This window comes from Lactobacillus agrestimuris (assembly GCF_943193025.1).
Lineage (GTDB): Bacteria > Bacillota > Bacilli > Lactobacillales > Lactobacillaceae > Lactobacillus > Lactobacillus agrestimuris.
In genome coordinates, this window is the sequence record NZ_CALPCQ010000002.1 from 1 (window position 1) to 20,858 (window position 20,858).

Genomic DNA, 20,858 nt, shown 5'->3' on the forward strand with positions numbered 1-20,858 from the left:
GATGCGGCTGAACTTGCGTTACTCTTTGCTACATCTGCTGCACTATTTGCTTCTGATGCTGAGCTTGATGCTGCTGGGTAGTAAGGGTTAACAGTAATCTTACCATCTAAACCATTCTTGGCATCGTTGATTGCCTTAGTTGCTTCATCTACTTTAGCTTGGGTTGCATCTGGGTTATCTAAAACATCCTTACCTGCTGCTACAGCATCATCGTATGCCTTCTTAGCATCGTCTTTACCATTAATGTATGCTGGGGTCTTTTCTACTGTTGGTGCATCGTCAACTGCCTTTTGTAAGTCAGTCTTGTCTGCACCTTCTACTGTTACTGGAACAGTTACTGTATCAGTGGTTCCATCTGGGTATGTTACTGTTACTTCACCAGTAGTTTCGCCAACCTTGCTTGTGTTTGGAGTCTTAGTCCATTCATAAGTTGTGCCTTCTGGCATATCCTTGCCATTAGTAATAGTAGTTCCTGCGTCTGGTACTTGGCCACCTACTGGAACCTTTACATCAGTTGATGCTTCTGGAGTGTAAGTATCTGAATCTGGCTTACCATCTAATGCACCCTTAGCGTCGTTGATTGCAGTAGTGGCGTTATCTACTTGAGCTTGGGTTGCATCTGGGTTATCTAAAACATCCTTACCTGCTGCTACAGCATCATCGTATGCCTTCTTAGCATCGTCTTTACCATTAATGTATGCTGGGGTCTTTTCTACTGTTGGTGCGTCGTCAACTGCCTTTTGTAAGTCGGTCTTATCTGCACCTTCTACTGTTACTGGAACAGTTACTTTGTCAGTAGTTCCATCTGGGTAAGTTACTGTTACTTCACCAGTGGTGTTACCAACCTTACTTGTGTCTGGAGTCTTAGTCCATTCATAAGTTGTGCCTTCTGGCATTTTATCTGCATTAGTAATAGTAGTTTCTGCAGCTGGTACTTGGCCACCTACTGGAACCTTTACATCAGTTGATGCTTCTGGAGTGTAAGTATCTGAATCTGGCTTACCATCTAATGCACCCTTAGCGTCATTGATTGCCTTAGTAGCGTCATCTACTTGAGCTTGGGTTGCATCTGGGTTATCTAAAACATCCTTACCTGCTGTTACAGCATCATCGTAGGCCTTCTTAGCATCATCTGTACCATTAATGTATGCTGGTGTCTTTTCTACTGTTGGTGCTTCATCTACAGCATCTTGCAAAGCAGTCTTATCTACTTTTTCTGCAGTTACAGTTACGGGTACTGAGACCTTATCAGTGGTTCCATCTGGGTAAGTTACTGTTACTTCTCCAGTAGTTTGACCTGCTTTACTTACATCTGGTTCAGTAGTCCATGCATAAGTAGTACCTTCTGGCATTTGATCAGCATTAGAAATTGCTTTAACTGCTTCTGGTACATTACCTACAGTAGTAGTTAAATCAGTTGCAGCTTCTGGAGTGTATTGATCTGCATCAGTAAGTCCAGTAGTAGTAATAGTAGTAGAAACTTTATCAGTTGAACCATCTGGGTAAGTTACGACAATCACACCTGGAATAGTTTGATCTGCAGTAACTGGGACTTGTTGTCCATCTTGCCATGCTGCAGTAGTACCTTCTGGTAACTTGTCCATGTTCATAATTTGAGCTGCTGCATCTGGTAATGATTCTGGAGTAGCTTGAACAGGGTTTTTAACTTGTGGAGTGTAAATAGCACTGTCGTCGTAATGAGCTGTACCAGTTACTTCGATTGGTTCAGCACCTGGAACAGTAACAATAACCTTAGCTGGTACATTGTCACCTGCTACAGGAGTATTATCATCTGCCCAAGTTACCTTAGTACCGGCTGGTAAGTTAGCTGGATCCTTGACCATGTCATATGGAGAAGTTGGGTTCTTCACATCATCATTAGTTGCAACGGCTACGCTCTTAACAGTAGTTTGAGTAGCTGAACCATCTGGGTAAGTTACTGTTACAGGAACAGTGGTTACACCAGTAGTATTAGTTGCTGGAATAGTAACAACACCAGTTGCTGGATCAATAGTTGCACCTGCTGGAGCATTACCATCAATAGCAAACTTAGTTCCAGCTGGAACTTCAATAGTCTTACCATCGTTATCAGTAATTACTGGAGTAATAGTTGCAGCTTCTTTAGCTGAAGTTGCAGTAGTTGGGTAAGTTACATCAACATCATCAGCAGTTTTTGCTGGATCATTAACTTTGTATTGAACTGGAATATCTAAGTAAGCTGGAGTAGTACCATCTGCTTGCATTACTGATGGGTAAGTTACACGAACAACACCAGAATTTTGTGCCTTAGTAGTTGGAGTTTGTGCCCAACTTAAAGTGTAACTAATTCCAGCATTATCTAAAGCAGTAGTATCAACTAAACGCTTGAATTGAGTTTGAGTTAAACCGTTATCGATACTCTTCTTTGAGAAGCCAAGATCAGTATTCTTAGCAGCAGCACCGGTTAAGTCTAAGTTTAAGTCAGCAGTTTGAGTACCACCCTTAACATAACCATTCTTAACTACAACTGAATCTGGAGCAAAGCTAATAGATACTGGAGCTGTAATAGTTTCATTGTTACTTGGAGTATCTACCACAGTTGATGGTGCCTTAGCCCATGAAACTTTACCGTAGTTAGTAATATCTACTGGAGTAACTTCTGGATTATCCTTAGTTGGGATAGCGTAGTAAGTTAACTTGTAGTTATCAGCAATATTTTCTACTTGTGCTGACTTATCAGTAGTTTCTGGTAAGTTACCTGCAGCATATTGAATTGCAACAGCACCAGTGGTATTACCATTTTCATCCTTTTGCCATACAGGTGTAGTATCGTTACCTAAAACATAAACAGGAGCAATAACTTGATCGATTGAGTCATCCTTGTAAGTTACAGTTACAGGAATGTATACAACAGTACCAACTTGACCTTGGTTAGCAGCAAAAGTAATCTTACCAGTTGCTGGATCAATAGTTGCACCTTGAGGAATTGTTACATTACCAGTTTGTGCCCAACCTAATTGGTATGGGTGACCTGACATAGTGTTATCAAGTAAATCAGGATTTGGATTTGCTGGAGTAAGAGTTCCATCTTCACCTACTTGGTAGAAAGTTGGTGCATCAATGTTAACAGTTTCGCCAACTTTAGCAGTTGAATCCTTGTAACGAGCATCGTAGTTGTATGCTTCAAGATCCATTGAAGTCATTACTAAACGTTGTTGAGTACCCTTGGTTAAGTTAACACTTGAAAGGAAATCGTTTAATTTGTTGTTATCAACTGGTGCCATACCAGCAGCGTTAATCTTACCGCTAGATTCTTCACTAAAGTTTTCAACTTGCCAAGTCTTGTTTGGGTCAGCATTGTTATTACCCTTATCCCATTGCTTGATATCAACGCCACCAAACTTACCAGCGTCCATGTGAAGACCTGATTCAGCATTAATTAAATTACCAACTGAGTAACCATTAGGGTTAGTTCTTTGGAGGTTTAAGTACTTAACTTGACCAATAGTTCCAACCTTTGAGGTCTTCATAATGTAAATTAATGGACTATAAGCATTTTTCTTACCAGTAGTAACACCAATATTACCTATACCAGCAGTCATACCTTCATTGTCAGAAGCATCTTGAATATCAATGATTGAGCCATCTGCAAATTCTAAGTCGTAAGATTGACCACCAAATACTGTACTTCCCCCAATTTGAATCATGGCAGTAGAAGTCTTAACATTACCACGGGTCATCTTTAAGGTAGCACCGTCAGCAACTGTTAAACGTGCATTACCAGTTTGTGAGAAACTGATGGCACCTAAAGCAATAGGAGCATAAATCCAACCATTTGAACCCATGTTACCAGACATTCTTTGACTAAAACCATTATTGTCTTGCATGGTGTCAATATTAAGAGTTGAACCCTTCTTTAAGTCTAAGTTAGATAAAAGAACAGCAGATGAGTGACCTTTACCTAAGGTCATGTTAACAGTAGCACCTTCATTTAATGTCAAGGTACCATTAGCATTACGTGAAGCAATACCACGTAAACTTGTAGTACTTCCTTTACCATCAATACCATTAGTATTAATAGTTAACTTAGCATTCTTACCAACAGCCATACTACCTGCTGGATCACTACTATCACTAGTATCAGGACTAAGCTTAATTACATTGTGTTCTTCATCTTGAACACCAGAAGTAAGGCCACCAAGACCAAATGATCCAGTCATTGATGCCGTAATACTTACATCAGCATTGTCATCAATAAGGACGTTACGTGCAAAAATAATGTTTCTATCAGCACCTGATTCAATTGAACCAGTAGCATTATCTGCTAAAGGTGAAACATTAATTACATCTTTACCCTTGAAGATAACATCCACACCATCTTCATCATTAGTTAATGGTGTATTTAAATCAGCTTGGAAATTATTGAAAGTAAGAGTAACCTTTTTGAGATTAGCACTGTTCATGTTTCCAAAGTAAATTGGTGTGTAACGTGTACTGGTTGAGTTGTTCTTAACCTTTACATCATTGAAAGTTAATTTCCAACCATTAGTATTATCTTGGTTTTGGTTCCACAATGAAATGAACCAGTTACCCATATTAACTGTGTGGCCATTACCATTAACAGTTAAAGCACGAGCAATGCTAGTAAATGGACTATTTGAAGTCTTATTAGCAGCTAATTCGTAAGGTTGTAACCAGTTATCACCAGTTAAACCAGTACCACCTGATACTAATCCACCATCAACTTGACTTTGTTCTTCAGTCATGTTGGTTAAATCAATATCACCAGTAAGGTTAATGGTATTAATATCCTTGTTTGCAATAGCCTTTGATAAGTCAGCAAAGTTGTCTACAGTAGCAGTATGTTCATCAGTAGTTGCTGGAGTAGCAACTTTACTTTCTTTAATTAAAGCATCTAATGAACCATTACCTTTTGCTAAATCCTTAGTATTAAGCTTTAAAGTAGTTGTTTCTGTGGATTTTGCATCTTTATTATCAGTCTTTTCATCTGCTTTTGTAGCATCAGACTTAGCTTCTGACTTAGGTGCATCAGATTTAACTGCATCTGATTTTGGAGCTTCAGATGTTGTTTTTTTATTTTCTCCAGCAGCTGACTTTGCTTCTTGATTTTCTTGAGAAGTAGAAGCAGAAGCAATTTGTAATGTTTCTTCAGATGAAGTAGGAGCATCAGAAGCAACTTGTAATGTTTTTTCTGCAGATTGGGGATCTGGAGTCTCAGATCCAGTTGAATCAGTTCCTTTATCACTTGCAACATTAACATTGTGACCAGTTAATTCAGAAGCACGAACTACATGATTGGTTGGTCCCTCATTCATAAAGAACAATACTCCGATAAGAACAGAAGCAGCACCTACGCTAAACTTTCTGATTGAGAAACGTTCTTGTTTACGTTCCATCTTACGAAGACGTTCTTGATAATTATTCTTAGATAACATCTATTCTTTATCCTCCTTAAGCAACTTGTTGTTTCTTATTTTTCTTTATTAAAGCTTATTTATTTATTAAGCTTTACTTATGATAGCAGGATTTTTTATAAAAACAAGTGTTATTCTATACTTTTTGAATTTATTTTTATACTTTTATTTTTCAAAATCTTTAGTCTATACATGGTTATATTATTCTTGCGCCATAATTATAGTTTTATCGCTTATATAGCCAATTCTTAAAGCAATTTATTTATGATTTGAATAGGAAATTTGTTATTTATTTAGGTATGTGATCATGCTGATTTATAGTCGATTTCTTCCAAAAATTATTTAAAATTCGAGTGAATAATTTGTTATTTATTTAGGTATGTATTCACAAATTTGCGATATTTAAACTAATAAAAAAGCTAATGCATATTAATGCACTAGCTTTTCCTATCTATAAAACCACTATCTTTTAAAATATTAAATTATTAAAACTAATCTTCATTAGTATATTCTGCAGTCCATTGCATTTCTTCAGTAACTTTAACAGGATCAGTAATACCATCCCCGGCTAAGCCTTGATCAATAGCAGATTGTACTACTGCACGAGCTTCAGTCTTAGTAAATGATTGAAGCATTGAAATTGGAGGAAGTACTGCAGCACCTGGTTGAGAAGTATCAACAATACCACCAAGTGAGTGAGCAGCTGCTGATAAAATTTCATCATTAACAAGTTTAGTCTTACTTGCTAAGACACCTAAACCTAAACCTGGATAAATCAAAGCATTGTTTGCTTGACCAATGTGGTAAGTTACACCATTGTATTCAACTGGAGCTGATGGAATACCAGTAGCAACTAATGCACGTCCTTCAGTCCATTTAATAATGTCTTCTGGGTGAGCTTCAATTAACTTAGTTGGGTTTGAAATTGGGAAAATAATTGGACGTTCAGTACCAGCAGCCATAGCTTTTACTACGCCTTCAGTAAAGGCACCTGGATTAGTTGAAGTACCAATCATTACACTTGGATGAACTGCCTTAACTACGGCTTCTAAGTTAGTTAATTCATCAGCATTAGCAAATTCACTTCTCTTACGTACAAATGGCTTTTGTTCAGGAGTTAAGCCTGGAGTATCTTCGAATAAAAGACCTTGCTTATCTACTAAGTAGAAGTGCTTCTTGGCTTCTTCTTCACTTAGGCCTTCCATACGCATTTCACGGTACATCATATTAGCAATACCCATACCTGCAGTACCAGCACCGTAAGTTAAGAAGACTTGATCAGTAAATTTTTGCTTAGAAATGTTTAATGCGCCTAAGACACCAGATAAACATACAATACCAGTACCTTGTACATCATCGTTAAAGACAGGAATCTTGTCTTGGTATTGCTTTAAGATCTTAGTAGCGTTATCACGACCAAAGTCTTCAAAGTGTAAGTAAACATCTGGGAAGACTTCACGTGCTGCTGCAACAAATGAATCTACGAAGTGGTAGTACTTGTCACCATATACACGTTTCTTTCTCAAGCCTAAGTATAATGGATCATTTAATAAAGTTTCGTTGTTAGTACCAACATCTAATGAAACTGGTAATACTTCACTAGGATCAATTCCAGCTGCTGCGGTATAAACCATTAATTTACCAACAGCAATGTTTACACCATTAGTGCCCCAGTCACCAATACCTAAAATACCTTCTGCATCAGTAACAACGATTAACTTAACGTTACGACCAGCTGCAGCATTCTTCAAACTTTCCTTAATATCATCTTCATTATCAATTGATAAAAAGGCAGCTTCTTGAGGTCTTTGGAAGATTTCACTATATTTTTCAATTGCTGGTGCAATAATTGGATCGTAGATAATTGGCATTAACTCTTCAATGTGATCTTGCATCACGCGGTAGAACAAAGTACGGTTAGTGTCAAAAACTTCCATTAAGTATTGACGTTGTTGTAAGCCTTCAGGACGATTCTTATATTCGTCATAAACACGCTTAGCTTGTTGTTCAATAGTTTCAACTTGGATTGGTAAAGTACCTACTAAGCCAAGTCTCTTTCTTTCTTCATTAGTAAATGCGGTTCCCTTATTTTTGAAAGGATTATTTAAAATTGACCATGCATTACTCATTATATTGCCTCCCTAACCTTGGTAATTCTAAATTTTTTCTTGTATCATAGGTTAGTATATCTTGGCCAAAAATTTATAGTCAAAGAGCACATTATCCTAAACTTTTGTTTATATGAAGAGGTTAAACATGAACATCCAAGATTTGAGATACTTCCACGCATTAGTTAATTTAAAAAGTTATACCAAAACTGCTGAAAAATTTGATGTTAGTCAACCAACAATCTCCGCTGCCGTTAAACGCTTAGAGAAGAAATTTGGTGGACAATTTATTATCCGTGATCAATCGCATAAAAGTATAATCATTACAGGTTTGGGACAACAGTTTGATGAACATGCACAAACAATATTAAATGAAGTTTCAGTTGCCGAAGCAGAAGTTAAGGCTCACCCCAGTGCAGATATTTTATTTGGACTTCCACCAATTATCGGACGTAATTATTTACCAAAAATTGCTCCAACACTTTTTTCAAAAGGAATTTTGCCACGACTAAATGTTGTCGAACGTGGTTCTCATGATCTGCGTAAAATGCTTGTTGAGGGTGAAATCAATCTTACTTTGCTAGGTCTTGCTTCATTAGATATTGAACCAATAATTAAACTTCATATTATTGATCGTTATCCAATGGAAGTAATTGTTTCAAAAGATCATACCTTTGCTAAAAAGGATGGCATCTATTTTAAAGACTTAGCTAAAGAAAATTTTATCGGGATGACTCAAGATTATATTCATACTCAATCTTTAGAAAAAATGGCTCATAAAAATCATATTACGCTGAATACTATCTACCGTAGTCCTGATGTAGCCGTCATCAAGTCATTAGTCGGCCAAAATTTAGGTGTTTCTTTTGTTACCACATTATCCCTGAATGAAAAAGATAATGTTGTATCAATTCCACTTTTAGATAAAGATCAGCCTGAATTTATTTTTGCGGCGGCCACAAGAAAAAACTATATCCTTACTGAAAAAGAAGAGCTACTTTGGAACATCTTAACGCAAAAAAAATAAGACTTCGAATGAAGTCTTATTTTTATATTCTAAATTTAACCAACAATCATCATTAATACTGGAACAACAATGATGAATAATAATGTACTTAAAACAACTACGTTAGTTGCGTAATCAACATCACCATGGGCTTCACCAGCCAAGATTGGTAATACGGCAAGTGCTGGAGTAGCTGATTGAACGATGAAAGTATTAGCCATTAAATTAGGCATAGTTAAGTGCATTTGTGGTGCACAGAACATTACTAATAGAATCATGATTGCTGGTGCAAAAATCAAACGTCCAAGCAATGCAAAAATAGTATCTTTATCAAAGTGGATACTCTTAAGACCTGCATTAGCCAAAACAATACCAATATATACTAATGATAATGGAGTAACTAATTGACCAACATAGTTAAGTGTATCACCAGCAAATTTTGGTACTTGAATACCAGTCATTAACCAAATTACGGCTACAATAAAACCAACTAATGGCATTGGTAAAACTTTACGCCAGTTAATCTTATTACCCTTCTTTTCTTGAGCAACTAAAGTTGGATCATCATTCTTAATTAAGAAGACACCAAATGCCCAAGTAGAAACAGTATTGATGATGTAGTAAATCAAGAAGTATGGAGTTGCTTTGTTACCAAATAAAGCAATGTTTAATGGCATTCCAATAAAAATAGTATTGGCGTTAGCAAATGTGTTAATAAATACTCCTCGACGTCCTACCGGTACTTTAAGTACCTTTACTAAAATAAATGCAATAATATATGAAATTACTACTGCAATAAAAGGAATTAATAAATTAGAGAATAATTCTAATAATTTATCCCTAGTCAGAAAGTTTTGAACTGACATAAAAATAGAAGCAGGAAGGGCGATTTGGGTAATAAGTTTTGAAATATTTCCAGCAAATGTATCCGCAAACCATCCCTGCTTACGCAAGATATATCCTAAAGCGATGATCAAAACAATTTCAACCACGCTTGATACGGATGTTAAAAAGTTGGCCATTGCCTAATCTCCTCTCATATAAATAAAATTTTGTTAACCTTTGGGAATGCTTATATGGACATCCCTAGAACAGAATATTTATAACACTTTTTTTAAAAAATTAAAGTGGCAATTTTATTTAAACAAAAAGAGCATTATCTCAAAAATAATATTATGAACAATCCATTTGTATAAATATTTTGATTTGATAAAAATAAAAATAGCAGTCATGGACTGCTATTTTATTATTCATTTTTGGACTTAGCATTTTCAACCCGCTTGTTGATTTCTGCTTCAATGAGTTTTTCTTGTTCAACAAATGAATCATACATTTGTTTAGAATTTGTCATGTTACGACGAACAATTTTTAACTGAGTTTTTAAATCACTCGTTGAATATGTTACTGCATTCCTTTGAATTTGTTCAGTTGCATCATAAGTATTTCTAATGGTATTCAAAGTTCGTGTACCTAAGTGTTTCAGTAAACTTGTAACCACGTTAAGACGACGTTCAGGACTAGTGGCCTCATCAATGGTAGAAACTAATGGTTTAGATACATGACTATCCCACCAAGAAATTAATGGACCCGTGAAGAAGGCAACAATAATTGTGGCAATTCCTACTGGACCACCAACGAGCCACCCACAAACCATAAACAATACATCTTGAGCTACGCGCACCCATCGATAAGGTAAATTAGTTTTCGAAGTAATAATTGGTGCGATCGCATCATAAGGTGCAACACCAAGATTTGGTCCCATATAAAGTGAGGCACCTAAAGTAAAGAGTAGTAGACCAATAATTAAGTCAGCCGCAATAACAAAGAATCCGCTACGGCTGCCAAACCATTGTTTATAAAGAATATCGAAGCCTTGAATTTCAAATCCAACCAAAACCATGTTTAAAAAAGTTCCAATTCCAATCTTCTTGCGGTCTAACCACAAAATAAAAAGAAAAATAACGAAGTTAAATGCAAGTTGAAAAATTCCTAGTCCAATATGTAAATGATTAGAAATTCCCATGTTTAAAGCAGTAAAAGGATCCATTCCGACGCCGCCTCCACGTAGGAAGGTAGCTCCCATCGAAAGGATTGTAATTCCTATGAAAGACATTAAAGTCTTCAAAGAGATATTTACTACAGGACGTGATTTTTTCATAAAGTAATAACCTCCTATAAACTTATTGCTTTCTATTATACAAAACCATCTCATTCAGACAAATTTCATTAAGCTTCCCTCCATATCCCTTATTTACTTCTTAAAGATAACTTTTATATAATGAATTTCAGAACTATTTTATGCTTGAGACAAGTGCATATATATAATTACAAATATCTATTTAAGGAGAAGAAAAATGCATCGTAAACGCAACTATGACTTTGATAAGCTTTCTGATCAAGAAAAAAGCATTTTAAATCAAAACAGAGAAAAATTCCATCATTCATTGGCTAAAGAACCAGAGAAATTACGCGAACATTTACAAGCTTTTAATGATGGGGTAATTGCTATCATTATTACCATTATTGTATTAGAAATTCAGCCTCCCCTTCACTCGACTAATTACGTGAAATTTTTTGGAGACATTTTAGTTTTCTTAATTTCATTTTTTATAATTGCGGACTTTTGGTATGATCTCCACCTTGATTTTTCATATTTTATTCTGAAACCAAGGAAAACAACTGCCATTGCAGATTTTTTCTTACTTGCCGACTTATCTCTGCTCCCAATTATGACTAAATGGATTATGGAAGATACTTCTAGTTTTGCCATAACTTGTTTTGGAATTGTCTTCTTTATCGCGAAAATACTTAGAATCCTCGTCCAATATGTTGGAGCACTGCCAACGATGAAGGACTATAAAATCATTAATACTTTTAGAACACGTGCCTCAATACGCAGAATGTTATCCATTTTAATATTGAATGTAGCGCTAATCGTTCTATCATTATTCGCTCCAAAATTAGCAATGATTCTTTATGTAACTATCCCTATTCTTTCCTTTATTTTCCCTTCAGAAAACTTTTCAGGGAGAACAGGAGGACGTAGACAAAATAAAAGTTCTGCAAAATAAGCGGAATTTTTATTTTTTTGTCCAGTTTTCTTTGTCTTTTATATTTTAATATTACCCTTAATTTCGACTTAGTATTTTAGAATGCCGAAATTAAGGGTGGAATTATATAAATATTATAATTACAAGACGTTTAAAGAATCAAAACTATAATTTGTGTTATCTAAGTATTCAAAAAATCTGCCTCAAATGAGGTGGATTTTTTATGTAAATAGAGTACTTTATATTAATTATTATAAATATAAATAAGGCTATACTTTTAACTACTTGTAAACAAGTAATATCAATAATTACTTAAATTCACATCGTTTTAAATTTATTATAAACGACGTGATTTTTTTATCTTTATAATTGTACTTATTATTACTATTATAATTATCTTTAACCTTATCCACAGATATACAATTATTAAGACAAATATAATTATTTTTAGCTTTAATATTATATGGTGATGTCACGATATATGTGTATTAACATTTACATCTATAATGCTTTCATATCTTAATATTTATATTTCCAAATAACGTCGTTCTTATTTCTACAATATAAAAAGCGACTCCATTTGGAGTCGCTAATAACTAGAAATCAAATTTTATTTACAATACTATTTTCTTTTATATTTATTGCTATAAATATATTAATAATAATATAAATATTTAGATGATATAATTTATAATTATCTATATACCAAAGATTATATTTTAAGCATTAAAAAAAGGCTATAGGTCAACTCTTTAAGCACCTATAGCCTTTATCTATTTTTGATAATCTTCTAATTCAAACAGTGATAAACTATCACCTAAATCTTGTCCAGCATGTGAAAAATCAATTGAATAATTGCCCCTATCACGTCTTGCTTGAAGATCCTTAGCATTATTTTCAAGATTCTTTAGACGCTCTTTTTCGGCCTTCTGGTCGCGTTCTCTGTCCTTCTCAGACTTTTCATAGCCCATCTTGAGTAATTGCATATCTTCCTTGTCTTCTGGCGTTAAGAAGCCTTTCTTATTGACCTCTTGATATACCGAAAGCAATTGAGCAAACTGAGCGTGTTTATATTGAGTTAAGGACTTTAGATCAGATCTATGGAAAGCAGTACGTCTTTGACGCTTATGAAGCTTGTTTGGTAAGAAATAAGAGTGGATATCTCCCTCTTTGTACTCCTTAGCGGTAGTACCCAAGGTAAAGCCATAAAAACGGTCTAAGGCGCGGAATTTCTGCTCATCCGTCATATATGGATTCGATTTGATGTAATAAACAGAGTTAGTATCTTCAATACTGCTGTCATAATAAACATCTTGCTGATTATTTTTCTCTGGAACCCATGTAAAGATGTATGAATCGAGCTTTCTGCCACGTACGCCCTTACGATAGTTTTTAGTGATCTTAAAGTTTTGGAAATTTGCACATAATTCTTCCATGCAAAGTGTTAACACTCTTCGGTCAATATCAGTAGGACGGTATGATTTAGGAATTTGAAGTCGTTTTCTAAATTCATCAATTGGGTACTCTTTACGCCCCACCGTACGCCACTGCTTAAGTAATCTAAATAATTTTCTTGAATAGTTTGAGTGAAGTCGCACATATTGAGTAATAGAAAAACGAGTCCAATGTTCCAAGTGGTTAAACAAATACAAAAAGCTATCGCTTACTTCAACACTTGTTTCCAAAGTATCTGTATCCACAACTGAACGCTTGAAAATATTCTCTCTAATTTTATTGGTATGACCAGTTTTTTCATCTTTTTCCTCAGTAGAAAGTTGAATCGTAAGTAGCCTAGAGAAAGTATCATCAACGTTTTTCGCAATTTGCTTATTTGAAATGTGACTGTTGTACCCAACCTCACGCTTAATTTGGTCTGGGGATAAAGTAATAGTATTACTACCTTGATCCTTTACTTGTGCAGCAATTAACCAAAAGATATTACTATTAATTTCAGGTAGGCTGTCGATAGGCTCAAATAGAGGATCATCGTTAAATCTATTATCAATTTTTATAATTTTTTGAACAGGTCTTTTTCTTATAGCCATCAAGTGTCACCTCATATAACGACTAGACTCCGAGTTACGTCGTTTCTAACAAATTAAAGATAATATAAAGCAATTGCAATGGAATAACAATACTTTTCACTTAATTGGCCCCATATGACGTCACCCTTATTAAAATTTGCTCCATATTGCGTCACTCTTATTAAATTTTCACTCCATACAACGTCGTCTTTATAATAAATTGAGCACTTTCTCCACAAGATGTCACCCTTATTAGCTCCATATGCCGTCGTTTTTAATAAAACTCCATATCGTGACACCCTTATTAAATTTTATTGACTTAGCTACTATATCTAGTGCTTTTCTAATGAAAAAGATCATAATTTTAAAAAAATTATCAATATATAGTAGTTTTACGTTAAAAAACATATATTATTTATATTTTTTCTCCATATGACGTCACTCTTATTAAAATTCGAGCCTTTTCAATAAAAGTGACGTCTCATGGAGGTTCTTTTGAAAATTTGATGTTTATCAATATTCACAGAGTCAAAAGATGAGTAATTTAACATGTTTTTTCCATATTCCGTCACCCTTATTAAAGTAATTTATCGAGCTACATCATATACGACATATTGTGTGTTAGTTCTTAAAAAGCCCAATAGATCAAGCTTTTTTAAACGATGAGTTCCAATATTTAGTATCCATGATGCGTCACTCTTATTAAAAGAAGTCATTATTAATTTCTACTCCATATGACGTCACCTTAAGTATAAAAAGGATGCGCAAAGCCCTGTGGATAAGTATTCTCCACGCTCCGTCACTCTTAAAATTTTGAGCACCTTTTCGAATCCATAATACGTCACCCTTATCTCCACATGAAGTCGTTTAATAATTCCACAGACCGTCACTCTTATCAAAAATCCCCTCATGTCCTACTACTATAGGCTTTATAAGTAATTTTTTCATTTTTTAGCCTCCATCAAACGTCACTCTTAATAATTTTCCTAATAAACTGTGCAAAACGTTGCTACAAGTGGGTTTATAAGATGCTTTACCCATTAAAGTTCTCCACAAGACGTCGTTTATCAAACGCTAGAATCCACCTTGCTCTAAGCTTCATCAAAAAGCTAAATGGAATTAAAGGGTTTATAAAGGGTTTTATATAAATGGATTTAAATATAATTCAAATTTGCCGCTGCGATAATCTAGACCTTTCAGAACCACAATTCAACAATTTGCGAATCAAAGAAATAAATATTTTTATCAAAATCCGTATAAAGATTTCTGATAAGAACTTTCTTAATGAGTTGCAATTAAATCCCATGGCGACTAACAAACATACTTAAACTAAAAAAAGCCAAACACTAATATGTTTGACTTAATTTCAAAAATTTATTTTTGATTAATTATCTTTATTTGCTTCAATCCACTCATCAAGAAAAGCACTAGTTGATGAGAAACCATGTCTTTTAGCAATTTTATTTAAAGCCTTTCTATTACTTGGCTTTAGGGTAAATGTAAAAGGCTTTACCTTTTCTTTTTGAATAGGGGTTCTAGTCGGCATTGAAGAAATAGTTGGTTGAGGTGTTACTACGTCAACAACTGGTTTATTGTTTAAAGCCTCAGTCATTTTTTCATGTGTTTCTTTGCCTTTTTCAAAAGCATTCTTTTTTGGACCATCAAAAGCCATTATAATTAGCCTCCATAAATAATAAGATATATAAACATTATACACACAAACATAAATATATGTAACCATATGTTTTATTCTAGATAAAAGCTGAATAATACTAATATTAAAAGATATATTTTTACATGTATTGATAAATCTATAAAATAGTATAGCTATTATTTTACATACAATTATAATTCAAAATACAAACATATGTATAAATATAATTATAAATGTTTGAAAAAAGCCGATATCAAAGGGATTATAAAATAAAAAGGCCCACAATAAAGTTGTGACCTTTTAGATTTTTATAAACTCTCTTGAATATTTTTAAATGTTTTTTCAAATTCTTGGAAGAAATTGTAATTTCTATTATAAGTTCTAGTGTCGTTTTCCATTTCAACTACAGAAACTTCATCCAAATTTGAACGATTAAATAATTCTTTCTCTGGAATAACTGCGATTACGCTCTTATCATCTTTGATTGATTCTAGCATTTCATTTGAAGATGAAGTATTTCTCTTAATCATATTTGCTATAAAGTACAGCTTTGCAGTAACGTATGATTCACCAGTACTAAATTCAATTGCTTCTTTACGCAGGTCATCAATACGATCTTGTAGATTGTATTTTGCATCAAAACCGTGTTTACTTGGAGTAATAGGGCTAATGATGTCATGACTGACGATAATTGCGTTCTTGGTAGCAGTAGAGAAATCAGGATGACAATCAATAATAATATAATCGTATTGATTAATGCCTAAACTATCAAAATTATTGTTTAACCACATGTATAAACGCATATTTTTATTAGTCATGTTTTCGATATTAGTTTCAATATCATCCAAATGCATGTTTCCAGCAATTAAATCGATATTTTCTTTTACATGATTAATAGTTACATTGTCTTTTTGAAGGAAAATATTAGCAACTGTTCCTATTTTTTCATCACCATATACTTCATAGGTTTGACTTAAGTTACATTGGTGATCCAAATCAATAAATAAAACTTTATTATTTTGTTTAGCTAACCATTCACCAAAATTATAAGCAAGAGTGGTCTTACCAACACCACCTTTAATGGCCGCAAAAGAAATTATTTTCATAATTTGATCTCCTCTAAAAATTCTTGATATTTAGATAATAGCACAAATAGATAGACAAATATATAGTCAAGCCTATGTATTATAGATAATTAAAACTATAATTCTACTCATAAGTATAAATATATGTATGATAAAATATAGAAAAAATGTCAGTACATCAGTAAAATTCATAACACATATAGTTATTAATATGCTAAATATTTATGATTTAAAATATTATAAATAATATGTACTATATTAATTAATATACATGTAGTAATTTTAAAATTCATATCGAAATAAAACGCATACACATTGGATTGAAAGTGATAAAATTAAAGTATGAAATTAACAAAAAATGATAATAACTTAAAGCGAATCAAGAAGATATTATTTCAAAAAGAAGCAAATGTAGATTTTGAAAATAGATATAAAAATAGTGAAGATTATGGAATTATTTCAGATGGCAAATTAAGCAGCTATATTATGTTGAATATTTTTAATTATCAATTATTTCGTAAGAGAGTAAATGTAGCTGGAATTGGTTACATTGCAAATAATGATGAATCAACTGGAGAGAAAAATACAACTAGATTATTGAAGGAGATAATTGAAGATTTACATGTTAAAGATATTGCCTTTGCTAATATTGCAACTCATTCTGAAGAATTCTTTAAGCAATTTGGATTCGAAAATACAATCTATCAAAAAATTTATCAATTTGATTCTAGTAATATAAATGATCTTACAGTTCCTATGAGAGGAAAAATACTCGTGGGGGATTGGCATGATCTCGAAATTCAAAATGGTGCTGTGCAGCTTTATGAAGTGCCCATGCACACCAGTAATGAACGTAATACTATGAATCGTTCATATTGGTGGTGGAATAAGTTAGCTGATCAATATCCTACATATAAATTAGCAGTTTATATTGGGCGGATCGGTTTGCCTTTGGCATATATGTTTTATGAAGAAAAATCCGATCAAATAGTAATTTCGGAATTGTTTTCTAACGATGCAGAAGGAGTTGAGGGATTATTCAATTGGTTAAAGCAAAAAAATAAGAAAATTACACTAACTATGCCCATCGCAAGCCATATGGAACAGTTATGCAAGGAAGAAGAAAAGATCGACATCTACATTAAACCGATAATGATGAGTAGAATTATTAATCTTGATGAAGTGCTTACTTGTATTAAGTTAGAAAACAATAGTCCAATTGTCATTGAAATTACCTCAGATAATCTATGTCCTTGGAATATTGGTAAGTGGAAAGTGCAACAGTCGGCAGATATAGTTACTGTCGAAAAAACTGATGAAGAGGCAAACTTCAGTGGTGATATTAATTCTTGGAATAAGGTTTTCTTAGGAAATTTAACTATTAAGGATGCTATTAAATTTGGAGAAATTAAAATGTACAGGACCACTATGAATGACGTTATAAAGGGAACTGTCACATTTTATGATTATTATTAGTGCTATACTTATTCAAATAATATTAAATATAAATATAAGCATAAATATAAAAGAAGATATATTGATAATAAAGCTAGAAAATATAAATATGTTTTAACGACTCAAGAATCGGAATATACAAAGGCTCTCATTGAATCGCTAACTTAAAGTTTATTTTTAATAGCTAATGCTAGGAGGAAACTTAGTAGGAATTATTTCATTAATTTGGTTAGTCTGTGAGATTCCCGTCATTATCGGATATCTGATTATAAGAAGAAAATTTAGATAGTTTAAAGTAAAACTTCTGTCACTCAGGGTAATGCAATTTTATGTACTGTCCAGCAATTTGCAGGTGCAGTTGGAACTTCAATTACTTCTGCGATTGTAGCTTTCTATTTTGTTTGAGTTTGTTCATTAAATATATGAAAGATAATTAAAAAACTAGTAAATTTTTTATTGTTAACCAGTGTAATGAAAAATAAAGATACTTTTTTAGACTAGGTAAACAGAAGTCATTTATTATCATCTTTTTAAATCTATTAATAACAATAACGTTAATTTTAAATTTTTGCTAATTGAGTAAAATGCTAATTATTCAGCATTGAAAGCGGATACTTATTATGCTATTTTTTGATTATAAGTATTTAAACACTTAATTAAAAAAGAGGTAACAATTATGGCAGAACCACAATGGCTTAAAAATATGAATTCTGATGAATACTTAAAAGAAGATTTTGAAGCAAAAGGTGAGTCAGTTGCTGAAACTACTATTGATGGCATTGATAAGAATGATCCTAAATGGTTAGATAAAGCAGCAGAAAAGGTTCATGCTGCTGAGGGTAATGACTACGTTAAGCTTGATTCAGGTTTGTTAACAGTAAATCAAATTAACTGGATGCTTAGAAATACGATTGGTGAAATGACTTTCGTTGACGATAACAACCAATTCTTATGGTACAACCGTCCAAAGGATCCAAATTATAAGATGAAGGCAAAGCGTGTACCTGAACAAGTTGGGGATACCATGAAAGCTATTCACCCTGATGTTCGCGAAGTTATTCCTAATGCTAAAAAGGTTGTTCACGCACTTCGTACTAAAGAAGCCGGACATGACGATGTTTACATGCCTGTGCCAAATGGTAATTTAAAGAAGTTAGTCCTTCATTACTACAAGAGAGTAGAGGATGACGAAGGTAACTATGCTGGAATTTATGAATGGGTTCAAGATTTGTATCCACTGGTAAAGTACTTCTGCGAAACTACCGGTCAAAAGTTAGTGGTTGATGATGATGCAACAACGGGTGCAACTTACCGTCGTAATTCTGATCCCGATGCAAATACTGGTGCTTCCCAAAAAGGTGATGAAATTAAAGAAGAAAAGCCAGATACCTCAACTGGAGCTTCAGAACATTAATAAATAAAGAAGGTGCAAGTTTAGAAGACTTGCACCTTTTTTATATTATTTCAAATTGGTTCTGAAGAAATTATCAAAGGCATCAAAAGGAATCTTATTAACTTGATCATATAAGTCAACGTGAGTAGCATTTGGCACTATTACTAATTCCTTTGGATCTTTAAGACGGTTATATGCTTCTTCCGCCATATAACGAGAATGTGCTTTTTCACCAGTTACAATTAATTTTGGTGCATCAATAGTTTCAATTTTTTGTTGAAGTGGAAAATTGTAGTAACCCATTGGTGTTGTTGCATCCCAGGCACCATTTGAATTAATAGAACGAGGATGAAAAGCGCGTTTAACATAATAATTAAAGAATTCAGTTGTTACTGGATCCGCATCTTTTGGAAGAGTATCACCAAACATCTTTTTCCAATAAATTGACTTATTATTTTGATCAAAGTCTAACTCATGAGGACCAGGAACATAGCCATTTTCTGCTTCTTGCCAACGCATTTTAGCTAAGTAATCTTTTTCTAATTTTCGTTGTTCTTCAGTTTTACTATTATTAAGTCCCTTCCACATTGAGTCAGACATATCATACATTACACTTGTAGCAACCGCCTTAATGCGAACGTCAACAGCTGCAGCAGTTAAAACATGAGAACCCAATCCGCAGATTCCAATTGCTCCGATACGTTCACGGTTAATAAATGGTTGCACTCCTAAATAATCAACCGCTGCAGAATAATCTTCAACAAAAATATCAGAAGAAGCCATATTACGAACATTGCCACTACTTTCACCAGTCATTGACTGATCAAAGGCTAATGTAATAAAGCCTTTTTCAGCTAGTGTTTGAGCATATAAACCACTTACTTGTTCCTTAACGGCACCAAAAGGTCCTGAAATTGCAATTGCAGCATATTGTTTTTCTGTGGTAAAGTCTTCTGGTAAATAAAGATGTCCAGCAATGGTAAAACCATAACGATTACCAAAACGTACATTTTGAACTTGAATTTTAGGATTAATGTTAAATACTCTACTATCATTAGCAAGACTTGTATTGTTAAATTTCATTGAAAATTCCTTTCTTTAATTAAATTAATGAATATATAATAGGACTTAAAGTTAACTTTAGGTCAAGAAAAAAGGAAAAATTTTATGGAGAAAAATAGCTATACTATTGGTGAAATTGCAAAAATGTTTAATCTTTCAGTATCAACTTTAAGATACTATGATCAAGAAGGCTTAATTCCAAATTTGAATAAAGATGCATCAGGCCATCGAAAATTTAATAGTGAAAACATTGATGCCATAGAAATTATTGAATGTTTAAAAGAGGTGAATATGCCTTTAAAAGATATTAAGCTCTTTATGAAGTGGAATTTGGAAGGTGATATAACCCTAGCAAATCGCTTAAGTTTGTTTATTAATCTTGATAAGACATTGAAAAAGAGGCTAGAGAGGTTAGAAGAAATTTTACGTATTATCGATTATAAAAAAGAATATTATAGTCAAGCAGTGATGGATGGAACTGAAAAATTTGTAAGTAAAAATAAAGTTTCTTTACTTGAAATAAAAAATGATCGTCGTATCCCTAAAGAGAAGTGATTTAATTCTAAAAATTATAGTGTTTATCAATAGACATAATTAAATAGAAAAG

The 20,858-nt window shown here is 33.4% G+C and carries 13 protein-coding genes; 5 read left to right on the forward strand and 8 right to left on the reverse strand.

What is annotated here, in order from left to right; translation table 11 throughout:
- Both NFR82_RS00640 and NFR82_RS00645 read right to left on the reverse strand, forming a co-directional pair.
- On the reverse strand, positions 1 to 5,435 hold a 5,435-nt coding region (locus NFR82_RS00640; RefSeq protein ID WP_251716219.1), incomplete at its 3' end, for a Rib/alpha-like domain-containing protein.
- A gap of 470 nt (positions 5,436 to 5,905) precedes the next feature.
- Positions 5,906 to 7,543 (reverse strand): malolactic enzyme, encoded by a 1,638-nt coding sequence (locus NFR82_RS00645; RefSeq protein WP_251716220.1) that lies wholly within the window; start codon positions 7,541 to 7,543, stop codon positions 5,906 to 5,908.
- Positions 7,544 to 7,670: 127 nt separating this feature from the next.
- On the opposite strand from NFR82_RS00645, the gene NFR82_RS00650 reads away from it, so the two are divergent.
- Complete coding sequence (locus NFR82_RS00650; RefSeq protein ID WP_251716221.1) at positions 7,671 to 8,549, forward strand: LysR family transcriptional regulator; 879 nt, start codon at positions 7,671 to 7,673, stop codon at positions 8,547 to 8,549.
- A gap of 35 nt (positions 8,550 to 8,584) precedes the next feature.
- Here the strand turns inward: NFR82_RS00650 and NFR82_RS00655 are convergent, their stop codons facing one another.
- Together NFR82_RS00655 and NFR82_RS00660 are read right to left on the reverse strand one after the other, a co-directional pair.
- Positions 8,585 to 9,550 carry an AEC family transporter gene (locus tag NFR82_RS00655; RefSeq protein ID WP_251716222.1) on the reverse strand — a complete coding sequence of 322 codons (966 nt, stop codon included), beginning with the start codon at positions 9,548 to 9,550 and terminating at the stop codon, positions 8,585 to 8,587.
- 224 nt (positions 9,551 to 9,774) lie between these two features.
- A complete protein-coding gene (locus NFR82_RS00660) occupies positions 9,775 to 10,686 on the reverse strand; it encodes a YczE/YyaS/YitT family protein (protein ID WP_251716223.1) in 912 nt (303 codons plus the stop codon).
- 196 nt (positions 10,687 to 10,882) lie between these two features.
- Here NFR82_RS00660 and NFR82_RS00665 point away from each other — a divergent pair, with 196 nt between their 5' ends.
- The gene (locus NFR82_RS00665; protein WP_251716224.1) at positions 10,883 to 11,599 is read left to right on the forward strand and encodes a TMEM175 family protein; all 717 of its coding nucleotides are present in this window, start codon (positions 10,883 to 10,885) and stop codon (positions 11,597 to 11,599) included.
- A gap of 752 nt (positions 11,600 to 12,351) precedes the next feature.
- Here NFR82_RS00665 and NFR82_RS00670 read toward each other — a convergent pair.
- From NFR82_RS00670 to NFR82_RS00680, 3 genes are all read right to left on the reverse strand, one after another.
- Positions 12,352 to 13,623 carry a replication initiation protein gene (locus tag NFR82_RS00670; protein ID WP_251716225.1) on the reverse strand — a complete coding sequence of 424 codons (1,272 nt, stop codon included), beginning with the start codon at positions 13,621 to 13,623 and terminating at the stop codon, positions 12,352 to 12,354.
- A gap of 1,363 nt (positions 13,624 to 14,986) precedes the next feature.
- Complete coding sequence (locus NFR82_RS00675; RefSeq protein WP_251716226.1) at positions 14,987 to 15,274, reverse strand: hypothetical protein; 288 nt, start codon at positions 15,272 to 15,274, stop codon at positions 14,987 to 14,989.
- 290 nt (positions 15,275 to 15,564) lie between these two features.
- Positions 15,565 to 16,362, reverse strand: a complete 798-nt coding sequence (locus NFR82_RS00680; RefSeq protein ID WP_251716227.1) for a ParA family protein — start codon at positions 16,360 to 16,362, stop codon at positions 15,565 to 15,567.
- Between the two features lie 321 nt (positions 16,363 to 16,683).
- Between NFR82_RS00680 and NFR82_RS00685 the strand changes: the two genes are divergently transcribed.
- Together NFR82_RS00685 and NFR82_RS00690 are read left to right on the forward strand one after the other, a co-directional pair.
- The gene (locus NFR82_RS00685; protein WP_251716228.1) at positions 16,684 to 17,817 is read left to right on the forward strand and encodes a GNAT family N-acetyltransferase; all 1,134 of its coding nucleotides are present in this window, start codon (positions 16,684 to 16,686) and stop codon (positions 17,815 to 17,817) included.
- A gap of 655 nt (positions 17,818 to 18,472) precedes the next feature.
- A complete protein-coding gene (locus NFR82_RS00690) occupies positions 18,473 to 19,210 on the forward strand; it encodes a PAS domain-containing protein (protein ID WP_251716229.1) in 738 nt (245 codons plus the stop codon).
- A 45-nt stretch (positions 19,211 to 19,255) separates the two neighbouring features.
- Here the strand turns inward: NFR82_RS00690 and NFR82_RS00695 are convergent, their stop codons facing one another.
- Positions 19,256 to 20,272: an alpha/beta hydrolase gene (locus NFR82_RS00695; protein WP_251716230.1), complete on the reverse strand. Its 1,017-nt coding sequence runs from the start codon at positions 20,270 to 20,272 to the stop codon at positions 19,256 to 19,258.
- 84 nt (positions 20,273 to 20,356) lie between these two features.
- Between NFR82_RS00695 and NFR82_RS00700 the strand changes: the two genes are divergently transcribed.
- Positions 20,357 to 20,806 (forward strand): MerR family transcriptional regulator, encoded by a 450-nt coding sequence (locus NFR82_RS00700; RefSeq protein WP_251716231.1) that lies wholly within the window; start codon positions 20,357 to 20,359, stop codon positions 20,804 to 20,806.
- Positions 20,807 to 20,858: the final 52 nt, after the last annotated feature.

Excerpts from the sequence above, each read along its gene's own strand:
- NFR82_RS00655 (WP_251716222.1), bottom strand. The coding sequence starts at position 9,550 with ATGGCCAACTTTTTAACATCCGTATCAAGCGTGGTTGAAATTGTTTTG.
- NFR82_RS00665 (WP_251716224.1), top strand. The coding sequence starts at position 10,883 with ATGCATCGTAAACGCAACTATGACTTTGATAAGCTTTCTGATCAAGAA.
- NFR82_RS00660 (WP_251716223.1), bottom strand. The coding sequence starts at position 10,686 with ATGAAAAAATCACGTCCTGTAGTAAATATCTCTTTGAAGACTTTAATG.
- NFR82_RS00680 (WP_251716227.1), bottom strand. The coding sequence starts at position 16,362 with ATGAAAATAATTTCTTTTGCGGCCATTAAAGGTGGTGTTGGTAAGACC.
- NFR82_RS00675 (WP_251716226.1), bottom strand. The coding sequence starts at position 15,274 with ATGGCTTTTGATGGTCCAAAAAAGAATGCTTTTGAAAAAGGCAAAGAA.
- NFR82_RS00670 (WP_251716225.1), bottom strand. The coding sequence starts at position 13,623 with ATGGCTATAAGAAAAAGACCTGTTCAAAAAATTATAAAAATTGATAAT.
- NFR82_RS00690 (WP_251716229.1), top strand. The coding sequence starts at position 18,473 with ATGGCAGAACCACAATGGCTTAAAAATATGAATTCTGATGAATACTTA.
- NFR82_RS00650 (WP_251716221.1), top strand. The coding sequence starts at position 7,671 with ATGAACATCCAAGATTTGAGATACTTCCACGCATTAGTTAATTTAAAA.
- NFR82_RS00700 (WP_251716231.1), top strand. The coding sequence starts at position 20,357 with ATGGAGAAAAATAGCTATACTATTGGTGAAATTGCAAAAATGTTTAAT.
- NFR82_RS00695 (WP_251716230.1), bottom strand. The coding sequence starts at position 20,272 with ATGAAATTTAACAATACAAGTCTTGCTAATGATAGTAGAGTATTTAAC.
- NFR82_RS00645 (WP_251716220.1), bottom strand. The coding sequence starts at position 7,543 with ATGAGTAATGCATGGTCAATTTTAAATAATCCTTTCAAAAATAAGGGA.
- NFR82_RS00685 (WP_251716228.1), top strand. The coding sequence starts at position 16,684 with ATGAAATTAACAAAAAATGATAATAACTTAAAGCGAATCAAGAAGATA.